Origin of the sequence: Streptomyces sp. NPDC050085, from assembly GCF_044460595.1 — a bacterium.
Lineage (GTDB): Bacteria > Actinomycetota > Actinomycetes > Streptomycetales > Streptomycetaceae > Streptomyces.
In genome coordinates, this window is sequence record NZ_JBITJZ010000026.1 from 1 (window position 1) to 20477 (window position 20477).

23 protein-coding genes are annotated in these 20477 nt (G+C 69.7%); 7 read left to right on the forward strand and 16 right to left on the reverse strand.

From position 1 onward, the window contains the following. The first annotated feature begins 218 nt into the window (after window positions 1-218). Window positions 219-1283 carry a membrane dipeptidase gene (locus tag ACIBUY_RS41395; RefSeq protein ID WP_365566418.1) on the forward strand — a complete coding sequence of 355 codons (1065 nt, stop codon included), beginning with the start codon at window positions 219-221 and terminating at the stop codon, window positions 1281-1283. Window position 1284: 1 nt separating this feature from the next. On the opposite strand, the gene ACIBUY_RS41400 is transcribed toward ACIBUY_RS41395, so the two are convergent. Further along, on the reverse strand, window positions 1285-1647 hold the full coding sequence (locus ACIBUY_RS41400; RefSeq protein WP_365566419.1) for a VOC family protein: 363 nt from the start codon (window positions 1645-1647) through the stop codon (window positions 1285-1287). A 90-nt stretch (window positions 1648-1737) separates the two neighbouring features. On the opposite strand from ACIBUY_RS41400, the gene ACIBUY_RS41405 reads away from it, so the two are divergent. Then, the gene (locus tag ACIBUY_RS41405; protein ID WP_399155441.1) at window positions 1738-2259 is read left to right on the forward strand and encodes a CGNR zinc finger domain-containing protein; all 522 of its coding nucleotides are present in this window, start codon (window positions 1738-1740) and stop codon (window positions 2257-2259) included. Between the two features lie 36 nt (window positions 2260-2295). Here the strand turns inward: ACIBUY_RS41405 and ACIBUY_RS41410 are convergent, their stop codons facing one another. Then, window positions 2296-3621: a UDP-glucose dehydrogenase family protein gene (locus tag ACIBUY_RS41410; protein WP_399155442.1), complete on the reverse strand. Its 1326-nt coding sequence runs from the start codon at window positions 3619-3621 to the stop codon at window positions 2296-2298. Window positions 3622-3799: 178 nt separating this feature from the next. Here ACIBUY_RS41410 and ACIBUY_RS41415 point away from each other — a divergent pair, with 178 nt between their 5' ends. Further along, window positions 3800-4984, forward strand: a complete 1185-nt coding sequence (locus ACIBUY_RS41415) for an acyl-CoA dehydrogenase family protein (RefSeq protein ID WP_365566422.1) — start codon at window positions 3800-3802, stop codon at window positions 4982-4984. Between the two features lie 199 nt (window positions 4985-5183). Here ACIBUY_RS41415 and ACIBUY_RS41420 read toward each other — a convergent pair whose 3' ends face one another. Beyond that, complete coding sequence (locus ACIBUY_RS41420) at window positions 5184-6392, reverse strand: tyrosine-type recombinase/integrase (protein ID WP_399155443.1); 1209 nt, start codon at window positions 6390-6392, stop codon at window positions 5184-5186. A 128-nt stretch (window positions 6393-6520) separates the two neighbouring features. Here ACIBUY_RS41420 and ACIBUY_RS41425 point away from each other — a divergent pair, with 128 nt between their 5' ends. The 3 genes from ACIBUY_RS41425 (at window position 6521) to ACIBUY_RS41435 (ending at window position 7607) form a co-directional block, all read left to right on the forward strand. After that, window positions 6521-6922, forward strand: coding sequence for a hypothetical protein (locus tag ACIBUY_RS41425; RefSeq protein ID WP_399155444.1), 402 nt, complete (start codon window positions 6521-6523; stop codon window positions 6920-6922). Window positions 6923-6993: 71 nt separating this feature from the next. Then, window positions 6994-7158, forward strand: a complete 165-nt coding sequence (locus tag ACIBUY_RS41430; protein WP_366078490.1) for a helix-turn-helix domain-containing protein — start codon at window positions 6994-6996, stop codon at window positions 7156-7158. Between the two features lie 53 nt (window positions 7159-7211). Further along, window positions 7212-7607, forward strand: coding sequence for a hypothetical protein (locus ACIBUY_RS41435; protein ID WP_365566425.1), 396 nt, complete (start codon window positions 7212-7214; stop codon window positions 7605-7607). 304 nt (window positions 7608-7911) lie between these two features. On the opposite strand, the gene ACIBUY_RS41440 is transcribed toward ACIBUY_RS41435, so the two are convergent. The 13 genes from ACIBUY_RS41440 to ACIBUY_RS41500 all read right to left on the reverse strand — a co-directional run bounded on the left by ACIBUY_RS41440 (window position 7912) and on the right by ACIBUY_RS41500 (window position 19789). After that, window positions 7912-8397 (reverse strand): hypothetical protein, encoded by a 486-nt coding sequence (locus ACIBUY_RS41440; RefSeq protein ID WP_365566426.1) that lies wholly within the window; start codon window positions 8395-8397, stop codon window positions 7912-7914. Between the two features lie 93 nt (window positions 8398-8490). Beyond that, window positions 8491-8709 carry a DUF397 domain-containing protein gene (locus ACIBUY_RS41445; RefSeq protein WP_365566427.1) on the reverse strand — a complete coding sequence of 73 codons (219 nt, stop codon included), beginning with the start codon at window positions 8707-8709 and terminating at the stop codon, window positions 8491-8493. Between the two features lie 87 nt (window positions 8710-8796). Then, window positions 8797-9093, reverse strand: coding sequence for a hypothetical protein (locus ACIBUY_RS41450; RefSeq protein WP_399155445.1), 297 nt, complete (start codon window positions 9091-9093; stop codon window positions 8797-8799). A 38-nt stretch (window positions 9094-9131) separates the two neighbouring features. Beyond that, window positions 9132-9989 (reverse strand): helix-turn-helix domain-containing protein, encoded by an 858-nt coding sequence (locus ACIBUY_RS41455; RefSeq protein WP_399155446.1) that lies wholly within the window; start codon window positions 9987-9989, stop codon window positions 9132-9134. Further along, complete coding sequence (locus tag ACIBUY_RS41460) at window positions 9973-10509, reverse strand: DUF6879 family protein (RefSeq protein ID WP_399155447.1); 537 nt, start codon at window positions 10507-10509, stop codon at window positions 9973-9975. Before ACIBUY_RS41460 ends, ACIBUY_RS41455 begins: the two co-directional genes overlap by 17 nt. 612 nt (window positions 10510-11121) lie before the next feature. Beyond that, window positions 11122-11343, reverse strand: a complete 222-nt coding sequence (locus tag ACIBUY_RS41465; RefSeq protein WP_365566431.1) for a hypothetical protein — start codon at window positions 11341-11343, stop codon at window positions 11122-11124. A gap of 32 nt (window positions 11344-11375) precedes the next feature. Then, window positions 11376-12113 (reverse strand): SAM-dependent methyltransferase, encoded by a 738-nt coding sequence (locus tag ACIBUY_RS41470; RefSeq protein WP_399155448.1) that lies wholly within the window; start codon window positions 12111-12113, stop codon window positions 11376-11378. Between the two features lie 43 nt (window positions 12114-12156). Further along, entirely contained in the window at window positions 12157-12897 is a 741-nt protein-coding gene (locus tag ACIBUY_RS41475; RefSeq protein WP_399155449.1) for an SDR family NAD(P)-dependent oxidoreductase, read from the reverse strand. A 150-nt stretch (window positions 12898-13047) separates the two neighbouring features. Next, entirely contained in the window at window positions 13048-14103 is a 1056-nt protein-coding gene (locus ACIBUY_RS41480; RefSeq protein ID WP_399155464.1) for an enolase C-terminal domain-like protein, read from the reverse strand. Between the two features lie 26 nt (window positions 14104-14129). Next, entirely contained in the window at window positions 14130-15308 is a 1179-nt protein-coding gene (locus ACIBUY_RS41485; RefSeq protein ID WP_399155465.1) for an ROK family protein, read from the reverse strand. A 36-nt stretch (window positions 15309-15344) separates the two neighbouring features. Next, window positions 15345-16688 carry an MFS transporter gene (locus ACIBUY_RS41490; protein ID WP_399155450.1) on the reverse strand — a complete coding sequence of 448 codons (1344 nt, stop codon included), beginning with the start codon at window positions 16686-16688 and terminating at the stop codon, window positions 15345-15347. 8 nt (window positions 16689-16696) lie between these two features. Continuing rightward, on the reverse strand, window positions 16697-18265 hold the full coding sequence (locus ACIBUY_RS41495; protein ID WP_399155451.1) for a right-handed parallel beta-helix repeat-containing protein: 1569 nt from the start codon (window positions 18263-18265) through the stop codon (window positions 16697-16699). Window positions 18266-18430: 165 nt separating this feature from the next. Next, a complete protein-coding gene (locus ACIBUY_RS41500) occupies window positions 18431-19789 on the reverse strand; it encodes an LCP family protein (protein ID WP_399155452.1) in 1359 nt (452 codons plus the stop codon). A 107-nt stretch (window positions 19790-19896) separates the two neighbouring features. Between ACIBUY_RS41500 and ACIBUY_RS41505 the strand changes: the two genes are divergently transcribed. After that, a complete protein-coding gene (locus tag ACIBUY_RS41505; RefSeq protein ID WP_365566437.1) occupies window positions 19897-20439 on the forward strand; it encodes an acyl-CoA thioesterase in 543 nt (180 codons plus the stop codon). The last annotated feature ends 38 nt before the right edge of the window (window positions 20440-20477 follow it).

Consider the following 20477-nt stretch of genomic DNA (forward strand, 5'->3'; position numbering starts at 1 on the left):
CCCCGCCTTGGGCAGTCTGCCGCCTGGGGCGGCAGGGTGGGCAAGGCGGCCCCCGAGCGCCGGGTGCGCGATACAACAAGGGCCCAGCCCGACCCGGGGACGCCCGCTCCGACCCGGGTCGCGCGCTCGACCCCCGTTCGGCTCACCCCACCGAGACCGCCCCCCGCGGCCCGTGCCACGGTGGTCCGAACGTCAGCACCGACGGCCGGAGCCGTGCCATGGCAGACCTGCAGGACGAACTGAATGCCCCCGCAGACGCAGGCGTGCTCGCGGCGGCATCCCTCCCCGCGCTCCCCGAACCCGACCCGACCCCGGCCCGCGCCCTGCTGGCCAGGCACCCCGTGGCGGACGGCTACTGCGGTCTGCCCGGCGCGCTGCACACCCTGCCCTGGTACGACCTGGAGCTGGGCGAGAGCGCCGTCGAGGCGGATCTGCCACGGCTGCGCGCGGGCGGCACCGGCGCCCTGCTGTGGGCGCTGCGCCTCGACGACACCCGGCCGGTCACCTCGGCGCTCGAACAGATCGACCTGGTCAACAACGTCGTGGCCCGCTACCCGGAGGGCCTGCGGCTTGCCGGCTCCGCCTCCGAGACCGCCGACGCCCGCTCGCACGGCCGGATCGGCGTCGTCCCGGGACCGGCCCCGGCCGCCGCGGCGGGCGACTCGCTGGGCACACTGCGCGCCCTGTACACGCTGGGCCTGCGCGTCCTCACGCTTGCCGGTACGCGTTGGAGCGATGACGCCGACACCGGCCTGACCCGCTTCGGCGAAGAGGTCGTACGGGAGATGAACCGGCTCGGCATGCTCATCGACCTCACCGGCGCGACCCCGGCGACGGCCGACCGCGCCCTCGCCGTGTCCAAGGCCCCCGCGGTCCTCACGCGCTCCGGTGCCCGCGCCCTGAACGGCCACCCGGACAACGTTCCCGACGACCTCCTCGCCGCGCTCGGCGCGCACAAGGGCCTGTGCCTGGTGCCCTGTTCGGTGGCGAGGACGGGCCCTGCGCTGCGCGACGTGGCGGACCACCTGGACCACGTACGACGCGTCGCGGGCCCCGAGTCCGTCGGGCTCTCCGGCATGTACGACACCGGGGACGCGCACCCCGAAGGCCTCACCGACGCCGCGGGCTACCCGGCCCTGATCGCGGAACTGCTCGACCGCGGCTGGACGGAGCCGGACCTCGCGCTGCTCACCTGGGGCAACGTCCAACGGGTGCTGCGCGGCGCGGAGTTCACCGCACGTGCCGCGCAGCAGCGCCGGGGCCCCTCGACCGCCACGCCGTAGGTCAGCCGGCGCACAGGCAGAACGGGTGCCCCACCGGGTCCGCGTAGACCCGCCACGTACGCGAGCGGTCCGCCGCGTCGAGCACCGTCGCCCCGAGCGCGAGGACCTCCTTCTCCGCGACGTCCAGGTCGGGCGCGGTCAGGTCCAGGTGGAACTGCTGCGAGGCGTCGGGCGCGGGCCAGGCGGGTGCCACGTACCCGGGAGCCTTCTGGAACGCCAGCGGCTGCCCGCCCGGCACCTCGAGATCGACCCATTCGCCGTCGTCCGCGGTGACGGTGCCACCGAGAACGGCCGCGTAGAAGTCGGCGAGCTCGCGCGGTTCGGGACAGTCCAGGACTACGACACCGAGTTGTGCGACAGGCATGAGGATCCTCCTCGGAGTTACCTTTACAGCGGCCCATGCGGTAACCGCCGCGTTACCGCATACTGGCGCACAAGAGGTAACGTCGCAACCATGACCGACCGTGCGCCCGCACCAGGTGGCCTGGCCCTGATCGAGGCCCTGGTGAACACGCTGCTCGACATCACCACGGGCGAGGACGCGCTGGAGCGGGCCGAGGTCCGCCGGAGCTTCGGCATCACCCGGGCCGACCTCGACGACGTACGAGAGCTGCGCGAGTCCCTGCGCGCGACGTGCCTGGCCCACGCGGGCCACCCCCCGCACCGCGAGGTGACCCCGCTCGGCGACCTGCTGACGCGGGCCCCGCTGACGGTGGCGATCGACGCCGAGGACGGCTCGGCGGAACTCGTCCTCCCGGACAGCACGGACAGCACGGACAGCGCCCCGCTCACCTCGAGGGTGGCCCTGGCGATCGCCCAGGCCGAGGCGGCCGGTACCTGGGTCCGCCTCAAGGCCTGCGAGGCCGAGGACTGCCACTGGGCCTACTACGACCGCAGCCCGGCGGGCAGGGGCCGCTGGTGCGACATGAGCGTGTGCGGGGCGCGGGCGAAGATGCGCAGGTACCGCGCGAAGTAGGCCCGTAGTGGGCCCGTGGGCCGTATGCCCGTACCGCTACGCGGAGGGGCGGCCCATCGCCCGGTACGTCCAGCCGGCCTCGCGCCACAACACCGGGTCCAGCGCGTTGCGCCCGTCCAGAACGACCCGCTCCGCAGCGACGGCGCCGAGCTCGGCCGGGTCGAGCTCCCGGAACTCCCGCCACTCGGTCAGGTGCAGCACGACGTCCGCACCCCGCACCGCGTCGAGCGCCGTCTCCGCGTACCCCAGCGTGGGGAAGAGGCGGCGGGCGTTCGTCATGCCCTTCGGGTCGTAGACGGTCACCTGGCCGCCCTGGAGGTGGATCTGCCCGGCGACGTTCAGCGCGGGCGAGTCCCGTACGTCGTCGGAGTCCGGCTTGAACGTCGCCCCGAGCACCGCGACCCGCTTGCCCAGGAACGAGCCGCCGCCGAGAGCCTCGCGCGCCATCTCGACCATCGCGCCGCGCCGCCGCATGTTCACCGAGTCGATCTCGCGCAGGAAGGTCAGCGCCTGGTCCGCGCCGAGCTCGCCGGCCCGCGCCATGAACGCGCGGATGTCCTTGGGCAGGCAGCCGCCGCCGAAGCCGATCCCGGCCCGCAGGAACTTGTGCCCGATGCGGTCGTCGTAGCCGATCGCCTCGGCCAGCTTGGCGACATCGGCGCCCGCGGGCTCGCACACCTCGGCCATCGCGTTGATGAAGGAGATCTTGGTGGCGAGGAAGGAGTTCGCCGCCGTCTTGACCATCTCGGCCGTCGGGAAGTCCGTCACGACGAGCGGCGTGCCCTCGCCGAGCGGCGTCGCGTACACGTCCCGCAGGAGCTTCTCGGCCCGCTCGCTGGTCACCCCGACCACGATCCGGTCCGGGTGCAGCGTGTCGTTCACGGCGAAGCCCTCGCGCAGGAACTCCGGGTTCCACGCCAGCTCCGCGCCCTCGGGCAGGATCTCGGCCAGCCGCTCGGCGGACCCGACCGGCACGGTCGACTTGCCGACGACCAGCGCGCCCGGCTTCAGGTGCGGCGCGAGCGAGGAGAAGGCGGCGTCGACGTAACTCATGTCGCACGCGTACTCGCCGTGCTTCTGCGGCGTGTTCACGCAGACGAAGTGGACGTCGCCGAAGTCCGCGACCTCCGCGAAGTCCATCGTGAAGCGCAGCCGCCCGCTCGACCCCTCGATCCCGGCGACGTGCTTGCGCAGCAGCTCCTCGAGACCGGGCTCGTACATCGGGACCTCGCCCCGCGTCAGCATCTCGATCTTCTCGGGTACGACGTCCAGGCCGAGCACCTCGTAGCCGAGCTCGGCCATGGCCGCGGCGTGCGTGGCGCCGAGGTAGCCGGTGCCGATCACGGTGATCTTGAGGGCCATAACGGGGCTCCAGAGGTGTGGGTGCTGCGTGCGCTGGTCGAGCATAGTCGGGGCATGCGCGGGCCCCTCAGCGGGCAACTTTCCCGCTGTCGCGCAACTCACGTATCCATGGCGTGGGCGGCGGCCTAAAATTTGGGTTACTTAACGGTAATTAGCATCGCTTGGAGCGTGAGACACCTTGGCCGGATCGGCTTCCAAGACCGGGACCGCCGGAAACGCGGCGTTCGACCTGTACCGCCCGTCCGAGGAGCACGACATGCTCCGGGAGACCGTCCGTGCGCTGGCCGAGGCGAAGATCGCCCCGCACGCCGCCGCGGTCGACGAGGAGGCGCGCTTCCCGCAGGAGGCGCTCGACGCGCTCGTCGCGGCCGAGCTCGCCGCGGTGCACGTCCCGGAGGAGTACGGCGGCGCGGGCGCCGACGCGCTCGCCACGGTCATCGTGATCGAGGAGGTGGCGCGCGCCTGCGTCTCGTCCTCCCTGATCCCCGCCGTGAACAAGCTGGGCTCGCTGCCCGTCATCCTCTCCGGCTCCGAGGAGCTGAAGAAGAAGTACCTGGGCCCGCTGGCCAAGGGCGACGCGATGTTCTCGTACTGCCTGAGCGAGCCGGACGCCGGTTCGGACGCGGCCGGCATGAAGACGCGTGCGGTGCGCGACGGCGACGACTGGGTCCTGAACGGCGTGAAGCGCTGGATCACGAACGCGGGCGTGAGCGAGTACTACACGGTGATGGCCGTCACCGACCCCGAGAAGCGTTCGAAGGGCATCAGCGCCTTCGTCGTCGAGAAGTCGGACCCGGGCGTCTCCTTCGGCGCCCCGGAGAAGAAGCTCGGCATCAAGGGCTCGCCGACCCGCGAGGTCTACCTCGACAACGTGCGCATCCCCGCCGACCGCATGATCGGCGCCGAGGGCACCGGCTTCGCCACGGCGATGAAGACCCTCGACCACACCCGCATCACCATCGCCGCGCAGGCGCTCGGTGTCGCGCAGGGCGCCCTCGACTACGCCAAGGGCTACGTCCAGGAGCGCAAGCAGTTCGGCAAGGCCATCGCCGACTTCCAGGGCATCCAGTTCATGCTCGCGGACATGGCGATGAAGATCTCCGCCGCCCGGGCCCTGACCTACCAGGCCGCGGCCGCATCGGAGCGCGGCGACGCCGACCTCACGTACCTGGGTGCGGCCGCCAAGTGCTTCGCCTCGGACACGGCGATGGAGGTCACCACGGACGCGGTCCAGCTGCTCGGCGGCTACGGCTACACCCGTGACTACCCGGTCGAGCGCATGATGCGCGACGCCAAGATCACGCAGATTTATGAAGGTACGAATCAGGTTCAGCGGATCGTCATGGCGAGGAACCTTCCGTAGCAGGGTTTTTGCAGGTCATAGGCGGTATGAAGGCTCTGGAAGTGGGCTCTTGCCTTCCCGCCCATTGCAGCCCGATCAAGGGTGTTCATGGGCGTCATCCTGGGGAAATCCTGGGGGAGTTGAGCCCCGAGAACAGTCGTTGACCAGCACAAACAACACAGCCCCCGGCATCGTGCCGGGGGCTGTTGTCGTACGTGGATCAGACGACCTCTGACGCCTCATTCTCCGTGGGGTCGTCGGCGCCGGGCGTCAGCATGGTCGCGATGGCTGCCCGACCGCGCTGCTCGGCCCCCTCGAAGATGTAGTGGTAGTGCTCCCTCAGCACGTCTGTGCTGCTGTGCCCCATCCAGTCGGCCACGTCGTTCTCAGGGACTCCGGCGTACAGCAGACGCGATCCGTAGTAGTGCCGGACAGAGTGAGGCTTGCAGTAGGGCACCCCGCCCTTCTTCAGCGCCACCATCCAGATCTTTGGGTAGAAGTACGACGCGTAGAGGTAGTTGGTGCGTGTGACATTGGGGAACAGGAGCCGTTCCGGCCCCCAGACGCCGTGGTTCTTGATGTGTCGCCGCAGCTCGAAGGCGACGTTGGGCGGCAGGGGCACGAGACGCCCTGGCTCTTCCTCGTCCCGGGCCTTGATGTGTCGCCGCTGGATCGCGCTGTTCTTGCCGGACTCAGTGGCGCCGTCCTCGGTGATTTGGAAGTCCACACGAAGCGTCTCGGTCTTGAAGTCGATCTGATCGCGTGTAACGGCCATGGCCTCACCAAGCCTCAGCCCGCACCCCGCCATGAGCCACAGCATCGCGCGGTACCTGGGCGGGCAGCCGTCCAACATCGCCAGGACCTCGCGGGTCGTCAGACGGGTTGCCTTGCTCTTGTGCTCGCGAATCTCCTTGGCGCGGCTACCCGCGTGCCGGATCTTCTTGCACGGGTTGCGGCCGATGATCTCGTTGATCACGGCCCAATCGATCATTCCGGAGAAGTACGAGAACCGCTGACGCCGAGTGCGCGCCGACAGCTTCCGATCCTGCTCCATCCACAAAACCCACTGCTCAATGTCCGCGACCTTGAGAGACACGATGGACCGGGCCTTGAAGAACGGTTCAACGGTCGTGTTGAGGATGGATCGGTACTGCTTCTTGGTGCTGTTGGTCAGCTTCCGCTGATTCATCCACTGCTCCCAGACGGCCGTCACAGGCTGCTTGCCCAGCCGGTCGTCCAAGTACGTGCCCGCGTCTAGCTCTTGCTCCTTCCGCTTCCGGTGGTCGTCGGCGCGCTTCTTGGTGTCGAAGCTCTTCTGTCTCTGCTTGCCGTCCGGGTCGTACCAGAACGTCGTCCACTTCTTCGGATCGTCCTTGGACCGCGTCACCCACGCCCGAGCCACAGGCTTCCCCTCCCGCTGATGACGCACGGACCACCCGGCGTCTCTCGCAGGAGCAGGGCGCTTGGGTGATCCGGATGTGGTGGCCGACCGGCCCCGTCACAGGTGGGCCGCAGCGCATCACTGTGGAGCGGGCGGACGGTGCTCCTGCGCGCGACGTGGCCCGAGGCATCTCCACAACAGTTCTTCGGAGGCTCGACCTCACGGCGGCCATGAACTTGGCCAAGCAGGCTCCGGAAATGCAGAGCACCTTGGAGGACGCGGCTCAGAGACTCAGCGAGTCAGGGGAGCGAGCTGGCCGCCTCCTGGCAGACGAGGGTGTCTCCGAGCGCTACCTGGCTCTCCTCGCTGCGACGTACAAGGGCATGGCCGATGCCGGGGCGCCCGCGCCTGTCAGATGGTTGGCGAGGGTGGTGGAGCGGCGCCCGGAGACAATCAAGGACCACCTCAAAAAGGCACGCAGGGATGGCTACTTGGGCACGGTCGCCGGTAAGGCCGGTGGAGAACTCACGGACAAGGCCCGAGCAGTTCTGAACTCGATGAGCGACGCGGAAAGCTGATCCACAAGCGAACTTCACATTTCGACAGCCCCCGAGGCCTCTCGGGGGCTCTTTCATTTCCTGGGGAGTATGTGACCAAGCTGATGACCGTTGATGAAGTGGCGAACTACCTGAGCAAGCCCCGGAGTTGGGTGTACGGGAACTGGAGAGCTGTACAGCTCCCGTTCCGCAAGGTGGGCCAGTCCCTCAGATGCCGACCGGCCGACTTGGAGAAGTGGCTGGACAACCAGAACTGAAGAGATTCCGAAGCGATGCCGTCCGGATCACCAAGGGGGCCAGCGCCCCGAAGGTGAAGCGTCAGCCGTTCAGTCTCGAGGACAAGGTCCGTGCCCGCATCGAGCTGCACGGCGGACGTGCCACGTCGTCTCAGGTGCTCCCGTACGTGGGAGCGTCGGCCGCCGAGGTCAAGGAACTGACCGGCATCGTCGTGACCGTAGAACGTTCGGGGAAGAGCGGCCGTCCAGCCACCGTCTTCACGCTGCGCGGTGACGCTTCCGAAGACGCTGTGTCCACCGAAACGGCTGCTCAACCTATGCCGGCCGCGCCGCAGCGTGAGCAGAACCGCGCCACGGTCGTGCGTCTGGACACCTACCGCCCGGAGCCCAAGCAGACCTCCATGCCTGCCCCCGCTCCGAAGCGGCCGGAACCGAATCTCGACGCAAACCCCTTCCGCGCTCTGCTCTAACCAATCAACACAACAGCCCCGGCCCGAATAGGGCCGGGGCTTCTTTGCTTCGGTGTCACGCCCGTTCGACCAGGGCGACCGATGTGCACATGCGGCGGAACCGGGTGTGCTGGGTGCGGCCGGTGTGGCTCATGCACTCGACGTCCACAGCCGCGCCGTCCGAGGAAAGGGGCGGCTTCCCAGTCGCATGTCAGGCACTTGGCCTCGAACGTCACTTCCGTATCCGGATGCTGTGTGATCCGGTGCTTCGCGTACCGCAGGACGGAGCGGGTCATCGCTTTGCGCTCCTTCTTGCCAGGGGTGGTTATCGCGTCGGGCAGGGGAGGTCTGGGGCAGCACGGTTGGGAGAGCACGTCACCAGGGCCAGGTACAGGAACGAGGGCCGTTCGAGGTAGAAGCCGTGGGACGCGTCACCGCCCCAACCGAGCCGTTCGGCCGCCGAGTTGACCAGTACCGCGAGGAAGGTGCTGTCACGGTCGGACTCCGACATGAACCGGGGTGCATACTCGGCGAGTTGCGCGCCCAGCCACTCGGCAGCTTCCTTGGGCTCCGTCCACGTGCCCCGGACGAACTCCCTGGGCTTGGTGAGCCACAGAGCGGTCTCCATCGGAGGCAGGCCTCCTGAGCGGAACTCCGCCCCGGCTTCCCGATAGCGCCGGTTGAGCTTGATCCCGTCCGTGTCGTCGTCACCGGCTGGCGGGGGCGGCGGGTTGGGGTGTGCGGGCCGCCTGTCGCCCTCCTGGTCGAGCCGTTGCTTGGAGCCGGTCCACAGATACCCATGGTGATGCACTGCTGGTTCCCCTTTGGGGGTGCAAGGGAGTGGGATCCGACCGGCTTCCGCCTGTTGGAGGGGGACGGAGACCGATCGGAGATGGAGCGACCGTCAGGCCGAGACGGTGAAGCGAGCCGGATCGATTCCGGCCGCGTCGAGTTCCTCAGAGGTGAAGCGCAGCGGGGTCATGTCGGGCTTCTTGCTGTCGCCCAGGGCCCACGCGTCGTCACCGATCTTGGTGAGGGTGACGCACCCTTCGGTGCAGGGGCCGCCGCAGGCCTTGTTGGACACGGCGGTTTCAGGGATGGGGAGTGCGTACAGGTCGGTCATCGCGGTGCCTTCCTGAGTGTCCGACAGTCCCAGGGCAGGACTGTCCTCCGCCCGTGTCGGGCGGAAGTGATCGGGGAGTGTGCTGCCTCAGGCTGAGCGGGGGAGTTTGGAGACCACCGTGACGCCCGGCCCTTCCGCCAGGACATCGCCGTGAAACAGCTCCTGCATGATCGTGAGGGAACCGGCAAGAGCCTCGGTCAGGCGCTCGCTCAATAGCGCGGCCTCGGAGGGCAGCAGAACCATTTCGGTGTCCGCAACGTGTTTGCCGTCCTTGGCAATCCACATGGGTACACGAATGAATCCGTCATCGTCCCGGTACGCCTTGCGGCTGGGAATCGGGTCGAGTCTCCAGCCCCGCTGCTGTGGTTCCTCGTTGCTCGCCATGAGTCCATCATTGGGAATCAAAGGTCTTGAAGGAAGCGCTAGTTACGTTGACGCATAAAGGCCTGTGCTGAGTCGGTAAGGAATGCCGTGGCAGCCTCACCCGTGAGTGCGTGCTCCCAGAACAGGTCGAACAAACCAAGGTGCTGGGATATGTCTCGGGGGTCCCTCTGGACGACTTCACCAGAGAAGAGTTCGACCGTAACCAGCCGATCGTCGTAGACGACGAAGATATTCATGGGCGTGCCGGGAACTTCGGCATCATGAGGGATGACGCCCAGGTGCACGTTCGGTTTCTCGTTCACCTTCGCCATGTGCGCGCACTGTGCGGCCATGACCTCCCAGGGCGCACGACGCCATCTGACGGCCTGCTCGGTCATCAGGAAGTAGAACGACCGTGAGGTGTCGTCCAGGATCTTCTGGCGCTCCATGCGGGCGTTCACGGCCCTGGTCACGTCCCGGGCCGGATCACTCTCCACAGTGGGCGACAGGGTGGCAGTCGCGTAGTCCCGCACGTGCAGCAGGCCCGTAGGAATGGCAGGCAGGAAGTGCCTCATCACCCGTGAGGAAGACTCCAGGGCCTTCAACTCGGCCTGCTTCTGGTGCAACCCCACTCGGGCATAGGTCCGCCAGGACGCATAATCCACATTCGCCCTGCGCGCGAGCCGCAGTATCTCGTCAGCCACTTCACCAGGAACCGCGAGAGCCTTCAGGATGCGTTCGACATCCATGACGGTAGGAAGGGCGCGGCCGGTCTCAATCCGGCTGATCTTTGTCTGGCTCATGTTGCAGCGACCGGCCAGGCGTTCGCCGCTCAATCCAGCAGCGCGACGGAGGCTCCGAAGAGCCCCCGCCAAATCCTTGCGCTCCTGTGCCTGTGTCTCAGGTTCGATAGGCACTGAATGGAACTGCGCTTTCGAGTGCTAGATCCCGCCACCGGAGATACTTTCCGATGTCGGGATTCTGGATCAGCTCACGGTTGATCTGAGTTCCGTCTTCGCGGTAGTTCAGGTGGACCACCGTGGTTTCGTCGAACAGCCAAAAATCCTGTTCTGGAAGGCCCGGGATCGTGCCGTCCGTCAAATCAACTATCTGGTAGTTCTCCCCGGCCGCGACATTGCCTGGGATGCACCACTCGAACAGGTAGCGGCTGTAGTCGGTCAGGGGTCGTCGCACGAGCTTGGCCCGCGTCATCCCGCGCCCGGCTGCGGCGTGCTCCCGGATCAGGTCGTGCCATGAAGCGTTGAAGCTCTCTGGCATCGGCTCCCCGGAGAGGAACGCGCGGACCGTCTCCGTCTCGGCGGGCATCGAGTAGGTCTGGTGGACCTCCATGCGGAACGCGGAGCGCTTGAAGTCCCGGAAGTACGACTGCCACTCCTCGCCGTCCAGCAGGATCGGGCTAGAGCCATCCACGGGCACGTGCGGCCTCCTTCAGGATCTCCTCGGGGACCAGGATCACCGATTCCCCTGCGGGCGACTGCCGGTCCACGTCGTACCCCTGGATGGCTAACATCCCGGGCTCTGCCGTCTCGTACACAGTCGGGCAGTCGCCGTTCCCGCATTTGTCGTCGTCAGTGCTCCTGCACGGACCGCCCGCGATCATGCGTAGTTCGTCCACTGAGACCCCCTCCGGCCTTGTGTGGTCAGCAAGTTACGGAGCGTCTTACCCGCGCCACAAGAGCGGCGAGCCTCTAGTCACGTCCTCGCATAAGTTGGCGGAGCGAGTCATGGCCGCAGTACCTCTGAGCAGCGGGGAAGCGGCGCGCTGTGCTTGGCAGCGCATGACCAGCAACAACCCGGTGCGACGCCATCGTGATCATGGGGAAATGCTGGGGAGGTGTCTCGACAGGAGGCGTTCTCCTCAGTTCAGAGCCGTGTTCTCCGTGAAGCACGCAGATCTACGAAGGCACGAACCAGGTGCAGCGCATCGTCATGGTGCGCAACCTGCCGTAGCCGTCGGCCGGCAGGTCCCGGAAGGGCGCCCAGGAATGAGGCGCCCTTCCGGGATCACCGAAGGTCACAAAAACGGTCCTACAGCTTGGTCATCTTGGTGTACGGGCTCAGGATCCGCATCTGCGTCGCGCCGAAATCCACGAGCGCCGCGGTCCCGTCCTCGACGGAGACCACCCGGCCCAGTCCGTACACGTCGTGCGTGACCTGATCGCCCGCCTCGAAATGCTTGAGGGCGGCTGCGACCGGGGCTTTGAAGGGGCTGGTGGGCAGGTGGCGCTTGGGTGTCCCGGACTTCGTCATGGCTCAGTATGACCCCCGCGCGGCCCGGCCCCTCATTCGTGGGTGCGACGCAGGACCAGGCACACGAAGCCGAATGACTCCCGGTAACCGCGCAGCCACTCCTCGCGACGCTGTCCGGCCGTCGCCAACGCCTCGGCGGCGTCCGGATGTTCGGGGTGGTCAAGGGCCCAGTCGGCCAGCGCGCCCCACAGCGTCCACTCGTAGTCGTCGAGCTCGTGCCGGGTGCTGGAGTGCGCGTACACCGGGGTCCAGCCCGCCGCCGTCACCCGGTCCAGGGTGCCGGCGAGGTCGGTGAAGTCGCCGAGCATCTCGATGGCCTCGGGCGTCGGCGTGCTCTGCCAGTAGCCGTCGCCGATCAGTACCCGGCCGCCGGGCGCCAGGTGGGCCCGCGCCCCTTCCAGGGTGGGCAGCAGACCGCCGAAGGCGTGCGCGGAGCCGACGCTCAGGACCAGGTCGAAACCGTGGTCGGGGGCGAAGTCCGCCGCCGACGCGTGGTGCAGGGCGAGGCGGTCCCCGACCCCGCGTTCCTGTGCGGCCTGCCGCGCCTGTGCCAGTGACCCCTCGGCGATGTCGACGCCCTCGGCCCGCGCCTTCGGGTGCGCGGCCAGGACTCTCAGCAGCCACTCGGCGGTGCCGCAGCCGAGGTCGAGCGCGCGCCCGTCGCCGTGCGGCAGGGCGTGGGCGAGGAGGCGGCTCACGGACTCGTCGCCGAGCGGGGCCTTGATCGGGTGGCCGGTGTGGGCGATGCGGGAGATCTCTTCGTTGTCCATCGGTGCAGCGTGTCAGGCGGCAGCGGTGTCAGCACCTCCATTCTCAACTCTCCTGCGGCGCGGGGACGTTCACCTCGGGCAGCACGGCCAGCGCCCCGCCGTCGACCGGCAGGCAGATCCCGTTGACGTACGAGGACGAGGGCCCGGCCAGGAACGCGACGACCTCGGCGATCTCCTCCGGGGAGCAGAGCCGGCCCAGGGGGTACGCGGCCTCGACGCGGGCGCGTTCGGCCGGGTCCTGCCAGCGGTGGGCGTTGCGCTCGATGGCGACGAACCCCGGCTCCACGACGTTGGTGCGGACGCCCAGGGGTCCCCACTCGGCGGCCGCGGCGCGGGCGAGAGCGCCGAGTCCCGCCTTCGCGACGGCGTACGGGGCACAGCCGGGGGCGGCGCCGTGCGCATGCACCGACCCGATCAGCACGATGCGGGCATCGGCCCCCTCGGGCTTGCGCCGCACCAGCTCGGCGGCCGCCTGCCAGGCGGAGACGAGGCCGACGTCGAAGACCCGGTGCCACTGCTCCGGCCTCAACTCGGCCAACGGGGCCCGGAGTTCCCACAGGAGGGCGTGGACGAGGATCGCCGGGGGTTCGGGGGCGGCCTCGAAGGCGCGGGCGGTGAGGGCCGGGTCGGTCGCGTCGCCGTCGAACGCGGCGGCCACGTCCGGGAGTTGGTGCACGGCGGGGTTCTGATCGACGGCCACGACGGCGACTCCGTCGGCGGCCAGGCGTGCGGTGACGGCGCGTCCTACGCCGCCGGCTGCGCCGAGCACGAGGGCGGTGGTCATGGTGCGGCTCCTTTGTGTGCGAGTGCGGCCAGGGATGTGCGGCTTGCGGATCGGTTGCCGGGTGCGGGTGGTTCGTGGCTGGGCGCGCAGTTCCCCGCGCCCCTGAAGGCATGCGCTGCGCGCAGCCTTCCCCGAGATGCCGCAGGCATCTCAGGGGCACGGGGAACTGCGCGAGAAGCCCCACCGGCCGTCAGCCGGCGATGTCACCGGCGACACCCCGAGTCCCGCCCCGCCCCCGATCGCATACCCGCCGGAGACGATCGGCTCAACGGGCGTCACCGCCGAGGCCCGCCAGGCGACCTCCCCGAACATCGTCTCCAGCGGCGGCCCGGCAGGGAGCAGCGCGCAGACGTGGGCGCTGGCCGCCGTGGCGACGGGCCCGCTCGGATTGTGCGGGGACACGGCGACCCCGTGCTCCGCGGCGAGCGAGGCCAGGTCCAGCACCCGCAACGGACCCCCCGCGTGCTTCACGTCCGGCATCAGCACACTGAGCGCCCCCGACGCCAGGGCGGGCCGCACCTCCTCCTCCGTGGCCGCGAACTCACCGCCCGCCAGCGGAGCGCCGATCGCCTCCCGTACGCGGAGCAGCCCGCGTACGTCGTCGAGGCGGGCCGTGTCCTCCAGCCAGCCGAGCCGCAGGGCGGTGAACTCCTGTGCGTGGGCGACGAGTTCGGCGACCGTCAGCAAGTGGTGTGCGTCCAGGAGCAGTTCGCGGCCGGGACCGATCGCCTCGCGGACCGCCCGCGCGATGTCCAGGCCGCGGCCGATCCGGTCCGGGCCCGTCAGGCCGTCGAACGGGGCGATCTTGACCGTCGGATACCCGGCGGCGACCGCCGCCCGTGCCACGTCCGCGGCGGCCTCGGGGGTGCGTTCCCGTACGGCCCGGTTGATGTTCGCGTAGAGGGGGATCGCGCGGCGCAGGACCGGCAGGCCGGTGCGCCCGGACAGCCAGTCCGCCAGCGGCAGCCCCGCCTCGCGCGCCGCCGCGTCCGCCCGCGCCGTGCGAAGCCCGCCCGCCACCGTACGGCCCGCGAACGTGTCCGGCAGCGCGTCGGACGAGCCGAGCAGCCGTGCCGCCTCCGCCTCCGGGATGTCCGACAACTCGCCCCATCCCGCGCCCTGTTGGACGAGGAGCCAGGTCGTGCGGGCGGTGACGCGGACGGTGTGCAGGGGCGTGCGGCCGCTGAGGGCGGGCGGAGCGGTCACGTGCGTCAAGGCCTCTCTATGGACGGTCAGTTGAGGTGTTCGTACGCCAGCGGGTCCGCGTAGTACGACGCGAGGAGCAGCGCCCCCGACGACGCGGCGAGCGCGTGCGGCCCGAGCGCCGTCGCCTTGACGCACGCGGGGTTCCAGGAGCGGCCGATGAGGCGCGCGGCCTCGGCCCGCACCTCGTCGGCGTAGGGCAGGACGCCGCCGGACAGGACGACGAGTCCGGGGTCGAAGAGGTCCACGAGGTGCGCGACGGCCGCGCCGATGTGCCGGGCGCGTTCGCGCAGCAGGGCGTCGGCGGTGGCGTCGCCGGACGCGGCGAGTTCGCCCACGCGCGCGAAGTCCGCGTCCGCGTCGACGAGTCCGGCCGCCGCGGCGGCCTCGGTCACGGCCCGGTCGGACGCCACCGCCTGCAGCACCCCGCGCCGCCCGCACGCACAGGCGGGACCCGAGGCGCGTATCGGAAGGTGGCCGACCGCGCCCGCGGCGGCCCGCGCCCCGGTGTGCACGCGGCGGCCCATCGCGAGGGCCGCGTCGATGACGTTGCCGGTGAACAGGTGCACGGACGTCTCGGCGCCGCGCGCGCAGCCGAACCACACCTCGGCGGTCGCCTGCGCCCGCGCGCCCGAGTCGACGACGACGGGCACGTCCGTGCCCAGCGCCTCCGTCAGGAGCGAGCGCAGCGGTACGCCCTGCCAGCCGAGCGCCTCGTTGTCGACGACGACCCCGGTGACCGGTTCGACCCAGCCGCCGGTGGCCACGCCGACCCCGAGGACGGGGGTCGCACCCGCTTCCTTGCGCAGAGCGGCCACCAACTCGGCTGCCCCCGCGAGGAGTTGGTCCACCGGGCCCGGGCCGCGTTCGTGCGTGCGCACCTCGTGCACGCGGCCCCGCAGGTCCACCAGTCCTGCCGTCGTGCGCTGCCGGCCCAGATGGACGCCGATCGCGTACCGCGCGCCCGGCACCAGGTCGACCGGGACGCGCGGGCGGCCGCCGCCCCCGGTCAGCGCGGGCAGTTCCCGCAGCAGACCGGCGACGACCAGGGGCGAGACGATCCTGCTGACCGTGCCCGCCGCGAGGCCGAGCCGCTCCGACAGGTCCGCGCGCGGCAGCGGCCCCTCGTCGAGCACGGCCCGCAGTGCGGCCGCGGTGTTGGCGCGGCGCAGACCCGCGGGGGTGCGCCGGTCGTCGGTCACGGTCATCGTCCCCAAGCCCTCTCTCGTACGGTCTCGACTCGTCTACGCCTGCTGGGCGTTGACCTCCTCCAGCTCCACCCCGGTGGTGGCCAGGAACGGGGAGGCGGCGACGAGGCCCGCGCACACAACGTACGCGCAGGCCGCGAGCGCGACCGTCTTGAGGCCGAAGGACTCCAGCATGGTCGGTACGAGCGTCACGTTCAGGGCCGCCGTCAGGCGCGCGGCGGCCTGCGTGAGCCCGGAGCCGACGCCGCGCAGCTGCGTGGGGAACGCCTCGGACGACCACACCCACGCAAGGACGCCGGGACCGAACCAGGTCAGCAGCGAGTACGCCAGCCAGAAGACCAGCAGCGCCCCGTCGCTCTTTGGGCCCAGGTAGGCGATGCCGAGGCCCGCCGCGAACACCCCGAGGCAGGCCGCGATGCCCATCGTGCGCCGGTTGATCCGGTCGATGACGAGCGCGCCGACGAGGACGCCGACCAGGCCGATCACGTATCCGCCGAGCGAGAAGTACAGCGCGTGCTGCGCGCCGATCCCGGCCGCCGTCATCACCAGCGGGCCCGCGACGGTGGCGACCGCGCCGCCGAAGGAGTTGAACGCGAAGAACGCGGCCACGACGGCGAGACGGCGTCCGGCGCCGCCCCGCAGCAGCTCCCGCAGGTCCCGCTGCTCGGCGGCGGGCGCGGTCTTCGGCTCCTCCACGCCGAGGAGTTCGAAGACCCGCCGCGCCTCCTCGTGCCGCCCCTGCGCGCGCAGCCAGCGCGGCGACTCCGGCAGGAACTGGCGGGCGATCAGCACCGCGAGGGCCGGGATCGCGGCGAGCCCGAACATCCAGCGCCAGGTGTCAGGACCGGCCGCGTCCCGCAGCGCGAGCGCGACGAGCACGCTGGTGATGGCGCCGCCCAGCCACATCATGTTGGGCAGCGAGCCCGCGATCCGGCCGCGCCGCGCCTTCGGGGACATCTCCGCGAGGAACGCGTGCGAGGTCGGGATGTCCATGCCGACGGCGACCCCGATGAGGAACCGCGCGATCATCAGCTGCCAGACCTCGGTGACGAACGCGGCGGCGATCGAGGCGGCGACGAAGAAGACCAGGTTGATGACGAAGATGACCTTGCGCCCGAAGCGGTCGGAGAGGTCGCCGAAGACGACGAGGCCGACCGCGGCGCCGATGAAGGCGATCGCGCCGAGCCAGCCGACCTGGAAGTTCGTCAGGTCGAAGGCGGGCTTGAGGAAGATCATGGCCGCGCCCATGACGAGCAGGTCGTAGCCGTCGATGAACTCGCCGAACGCGACGAGGCGCGGTGTCCAGCGGCGGGCGAACCGCGCCTGCTGCGGAGTGACGCTCCCGGTGGCGGCCGGGGCGGGGGACTGGGTGGTGGGCATGGCGGGTCTCAGTTTCCTTCGTGGAAGCCGATGGACGGCGGGGAGGCGGGAGCGGTCCCGAAGAAGTCGCGGCCGCCGTTGCCGGCGATCGCGGTACCGGCGCCGAGAGCGGGGGAGCCGGCGAGCAGCGTGAAGTCGTCGGGGTCGGACGACGTGGTGGAGGGCGCGGCGAGCAGCGGCGCCGCGGTGACGGTGGCGGTGGCCGTGGGCGGGACCGGGGCGCCGCTGATCAGGTTGTGATCGATGCGGAAGGCCGAGTCGTTGAGCGTCCACAGCGCAGAGGTCGACGAACTCGCCCCGCGCACAAGGTTGTTGGTGAACGCGACGTCCAGCGCGCCGTCCTTCGTGGCACCCTCGGTGACGATCAGGTGGTTCGCGTCGTCGGGCAGCTGGATCGTGTTGTCGTAGATCTGTCCGCGCACGAGCCCGCCGCCGCACACCTGGAACGTACGGGCGTGGTCGTTGACCGACAGGTTGTAGCGGATCACGAAGTCCTTGGACTGGCCCGGCACATCGGCGCCGTAGGGGCACAGCAGGAAGAAGCCGCCGTCGTTGTCGTGGCTGACGTTGTACTGGAACGTGACGTGGTTGGTGGAGTGGTCGACGTCGTAACCCTGGCCGTCCGCCGTGGTGTTGCCGTGCGCGGAGCGGTTGTACTGGAAGGTGACGTAGTCGCTGTTGGCCGTCCACATCCCGGCGTTGACGGATCCGGCGCGCTCGTTGAACCCGTCGAGGTCGTTGCGCTGGACGAGCACGTCGCTGCTCGTCTTGACGACGAGGCCGTCGCCGCCGATGTCGGTGAGGGTGTTGTCCTCGACGACGGTGCCGGAGTGCGGGTGCCAGGCGGCGGTGCACAGCGACGTCCAGAAGCCGACCAGGTCCGCCCGCCGGCACCAGTTGGACCAGAAGTAGATCCCGGCCCGGTCCACGGTGTGGATGGTGTTGTCGGCGATCCGAAGTCCCTTGAAGGCGGAGGGGGTTGTGGTGCCGAGGCCCTCGACCACGATCCCGCCGGAGGCGCCCGCGTACTTGCCGCTCGCCGCGCTCCCGCCGGTCTTCGCGGGCAGCACCCCGCGCACGTCGTGGATGTCCAGGCGCTGGAGCGTGACCCCGGTCAGGTCCCCGGAGTCGACGGCCTGGGCCCAGACGCCGCGCCGGGCGGTGGTGTTGTCGCCGGGTGCGGTCAGCTCCAGGTCCTGCACGGTGACGTACGAGGCGTTCTTCAGCCAGACGGCCGCGTAGTTGCCGTTGGCGTCGATGTGGGCGGCGGCCCCGGTCCCGTAACTCCCGTACGTGACGGGGGAGTTCACCGTCCCCGAGTAGTGCGCGTAGAGCTGCCCCTCGCAGGTGGTGCCGCGCTTGAACAGGACCGAGTCACCGGCCGTGAGCGCGACGGCGTTCGCGGCGGGCATCGAGTTGAGCGGGGACGCCTGGGTGCCGGAGCCGTTCGTCGCGGCGGAACAGTCGACGTAGTACGTGCTGGAGGCGGCGGACGCCGGTGTGGCGAGGACCAGTTGAGCGGCACCGGCGAGCACGCCGAGGGTCAGGGCGAGAGCGCGGGGAACGGGGCGGATCACGGTCACCTCCTAGTTGTGTGCGGAAAGAAAATAAGTCCGCGAGGTGTCCGTCAAGGGTTCGCGCAGCCTTCGCCACGTGCTTGCAATATGCGCAACACAAAAGGAGGGCGGATCCGGATGAACCGGACCCGCCCTCTTGTGTGCGCGAGGCAGCGCCAGTCGGCGTCAGTCGCTGGTGACCGTCACCTTCTCGTCCGCGTTGAACTGGTCGACGAGTTGCTTCACCTTGGCCTTGTCCCACAGCAGGTTGCCGCCGGAGCTACCGCTGACCGGCATGTTCATGGACTTGCCGTCACCGCCGGAGACGGACTTCATCGCCATGAACATCGACGCCAGGTTCCACAGGCTCATGTCCTTGTCGACGACAAGCGAGTCCAGGCCCGCACCCAGCGTCGGGTACAGCTTGAACGGGTTCATGATCGTCGACGGGGACGCCACCTTGTGGGCGAGGGCCGCGAGGAACGCCTGCTGGTTCTTGGTGCGCTGCAGGTCGGACGCGGCGAACGCGTGCCGCGTACGGACGAAGGCGAGCGCCTGCTGACCGTTCAGCGTCTGCTTGCCCGCCTTGAAGTCGGCCCCTGACCACTTGTCCTTGAAGCCGTCCTTCAGGTTCATCTCCACACCGCCGACCGAGTCGACGATGTTGGCGAACCCGGCGAAGCCGATCTCCGCGTAGTGGTCGATGCGCAGGCCCGTGTTGGCCTCGACGGTGCGTACAAGGAGCTCGGGGCCGTCCTCCGCGTACGCGGCGTTCAGCTTCGTCTGGCGGCCCGTGGCCGGGTAGAGCTTGCCGGACTCGGCGCCCTTGAAGCTCGGGATCGTGACGTTCGAGTCACGCGGCAGCGAGACGAGGGTGTCCCCGTTGTCACCGACGTGCAGGATCATCATCGTGTCCGTGCGCTTGCCCTCGGCGGAGCCGGTGTGCAGCTTCTTCTTCTCCTCGGCGGACATGCCCTCGCGGCTGTCGGTGCCGACGATCAGGTAGTTCGTGCCGTCGCCCCCGTCGGGCCGGTCGATCACCTTGGACAGGTCGACGTCCCGGTGCAGCTTGGAGTCGGCCCAGAAGTACGTCGCGACGCTCGTCACCACGAGCACGGTGACAAGGGTGATCGCGGTCCACTTGATGCGCTTGCGCCAGTTCGGCGCGGGCTTCGCGGGACGCCCGGTCGGCGGCGCACCGTAACCGTCGCCCCCGCCGTTGCCGCCCGGGGGGCGGGTGGCGCGGCTGGGCTGGCCGTAGACCTGTCCGGTGTTGTACCCGCTGTCGTAGCCGTTGTCATGGCCGCCGTCGTACGACTGCTGACCGGCCTGCGGGCCGCCCTCGGGACGGTACAGGTCGTCGAACACGTCACCCTGACCGTTCCCGTTGTCGTACGGGGACGGCGGCTGCTGGGGGACGGGGCGCTGCACGTGCCGCATGACACGGGCACCCTCGGGGCGCGCGCTGCCGCTGCCACGGCCGTAGCCGCCGCGGTTGCCGCCGCCGCTCTGCCTGTCGCTGCGCCCCTCGGGCCAATCGTTCATTGGGCCAGTGTGCAGGGTGCGAGTGTGTGCCTCACAAGGCCGGGTGGGAAATCGGGCCAGGGCTGTTGCAGAGCTGACACAAACGGTACGCGCATAGGGTGGGAGCCATGACAGACCAGGCCCACGGCGCGGAGTCCGATATTCCGGGCAAGCCGACCGCCGCTTCCCGCACGACGTTGTCGCACATCATGACGCACAACGACACCAATCTCCTCGGCACCGTGCACGGCGGCGTGATCATGAAGCTGGTCGACGACGCGGCGGGCGCGGTGGCCGGCCGGCACTCCGGCGGGCCCGCGGTGACGGCCTCCATGGACGAGATGGCGTTCCTCGAACCGGTCCGCGTCGGCGACCTGGTCCATGTGAAGGCCCAGGTCAACTGGACGGGCCGCACCTCGATGGAGGTCGGCGTCCGGGTCCTCGCGGAGCGCTGGAACGAATCGACCCCGGCCCAGCAGGTCGGCTCGGCCTACCTGGTCTTCGCGGCGGTCGACGCGGACGGCAAGCCGAGGGCGGTCCCGCCCGTGATCCCGGAGACCGACCGCGACCGGCGCCGCTACCAGGAGGCCCAGATCCGCCGCCAGCACCGCTTGGCCCGCCGCCGGGCGATCAAGGAACTGAGGGCAAGAACAAGCCCCTCCGGCGATTGAGGAGCGGGGTCCGGGGCAGAGCCCCGTGACCCGCGCTC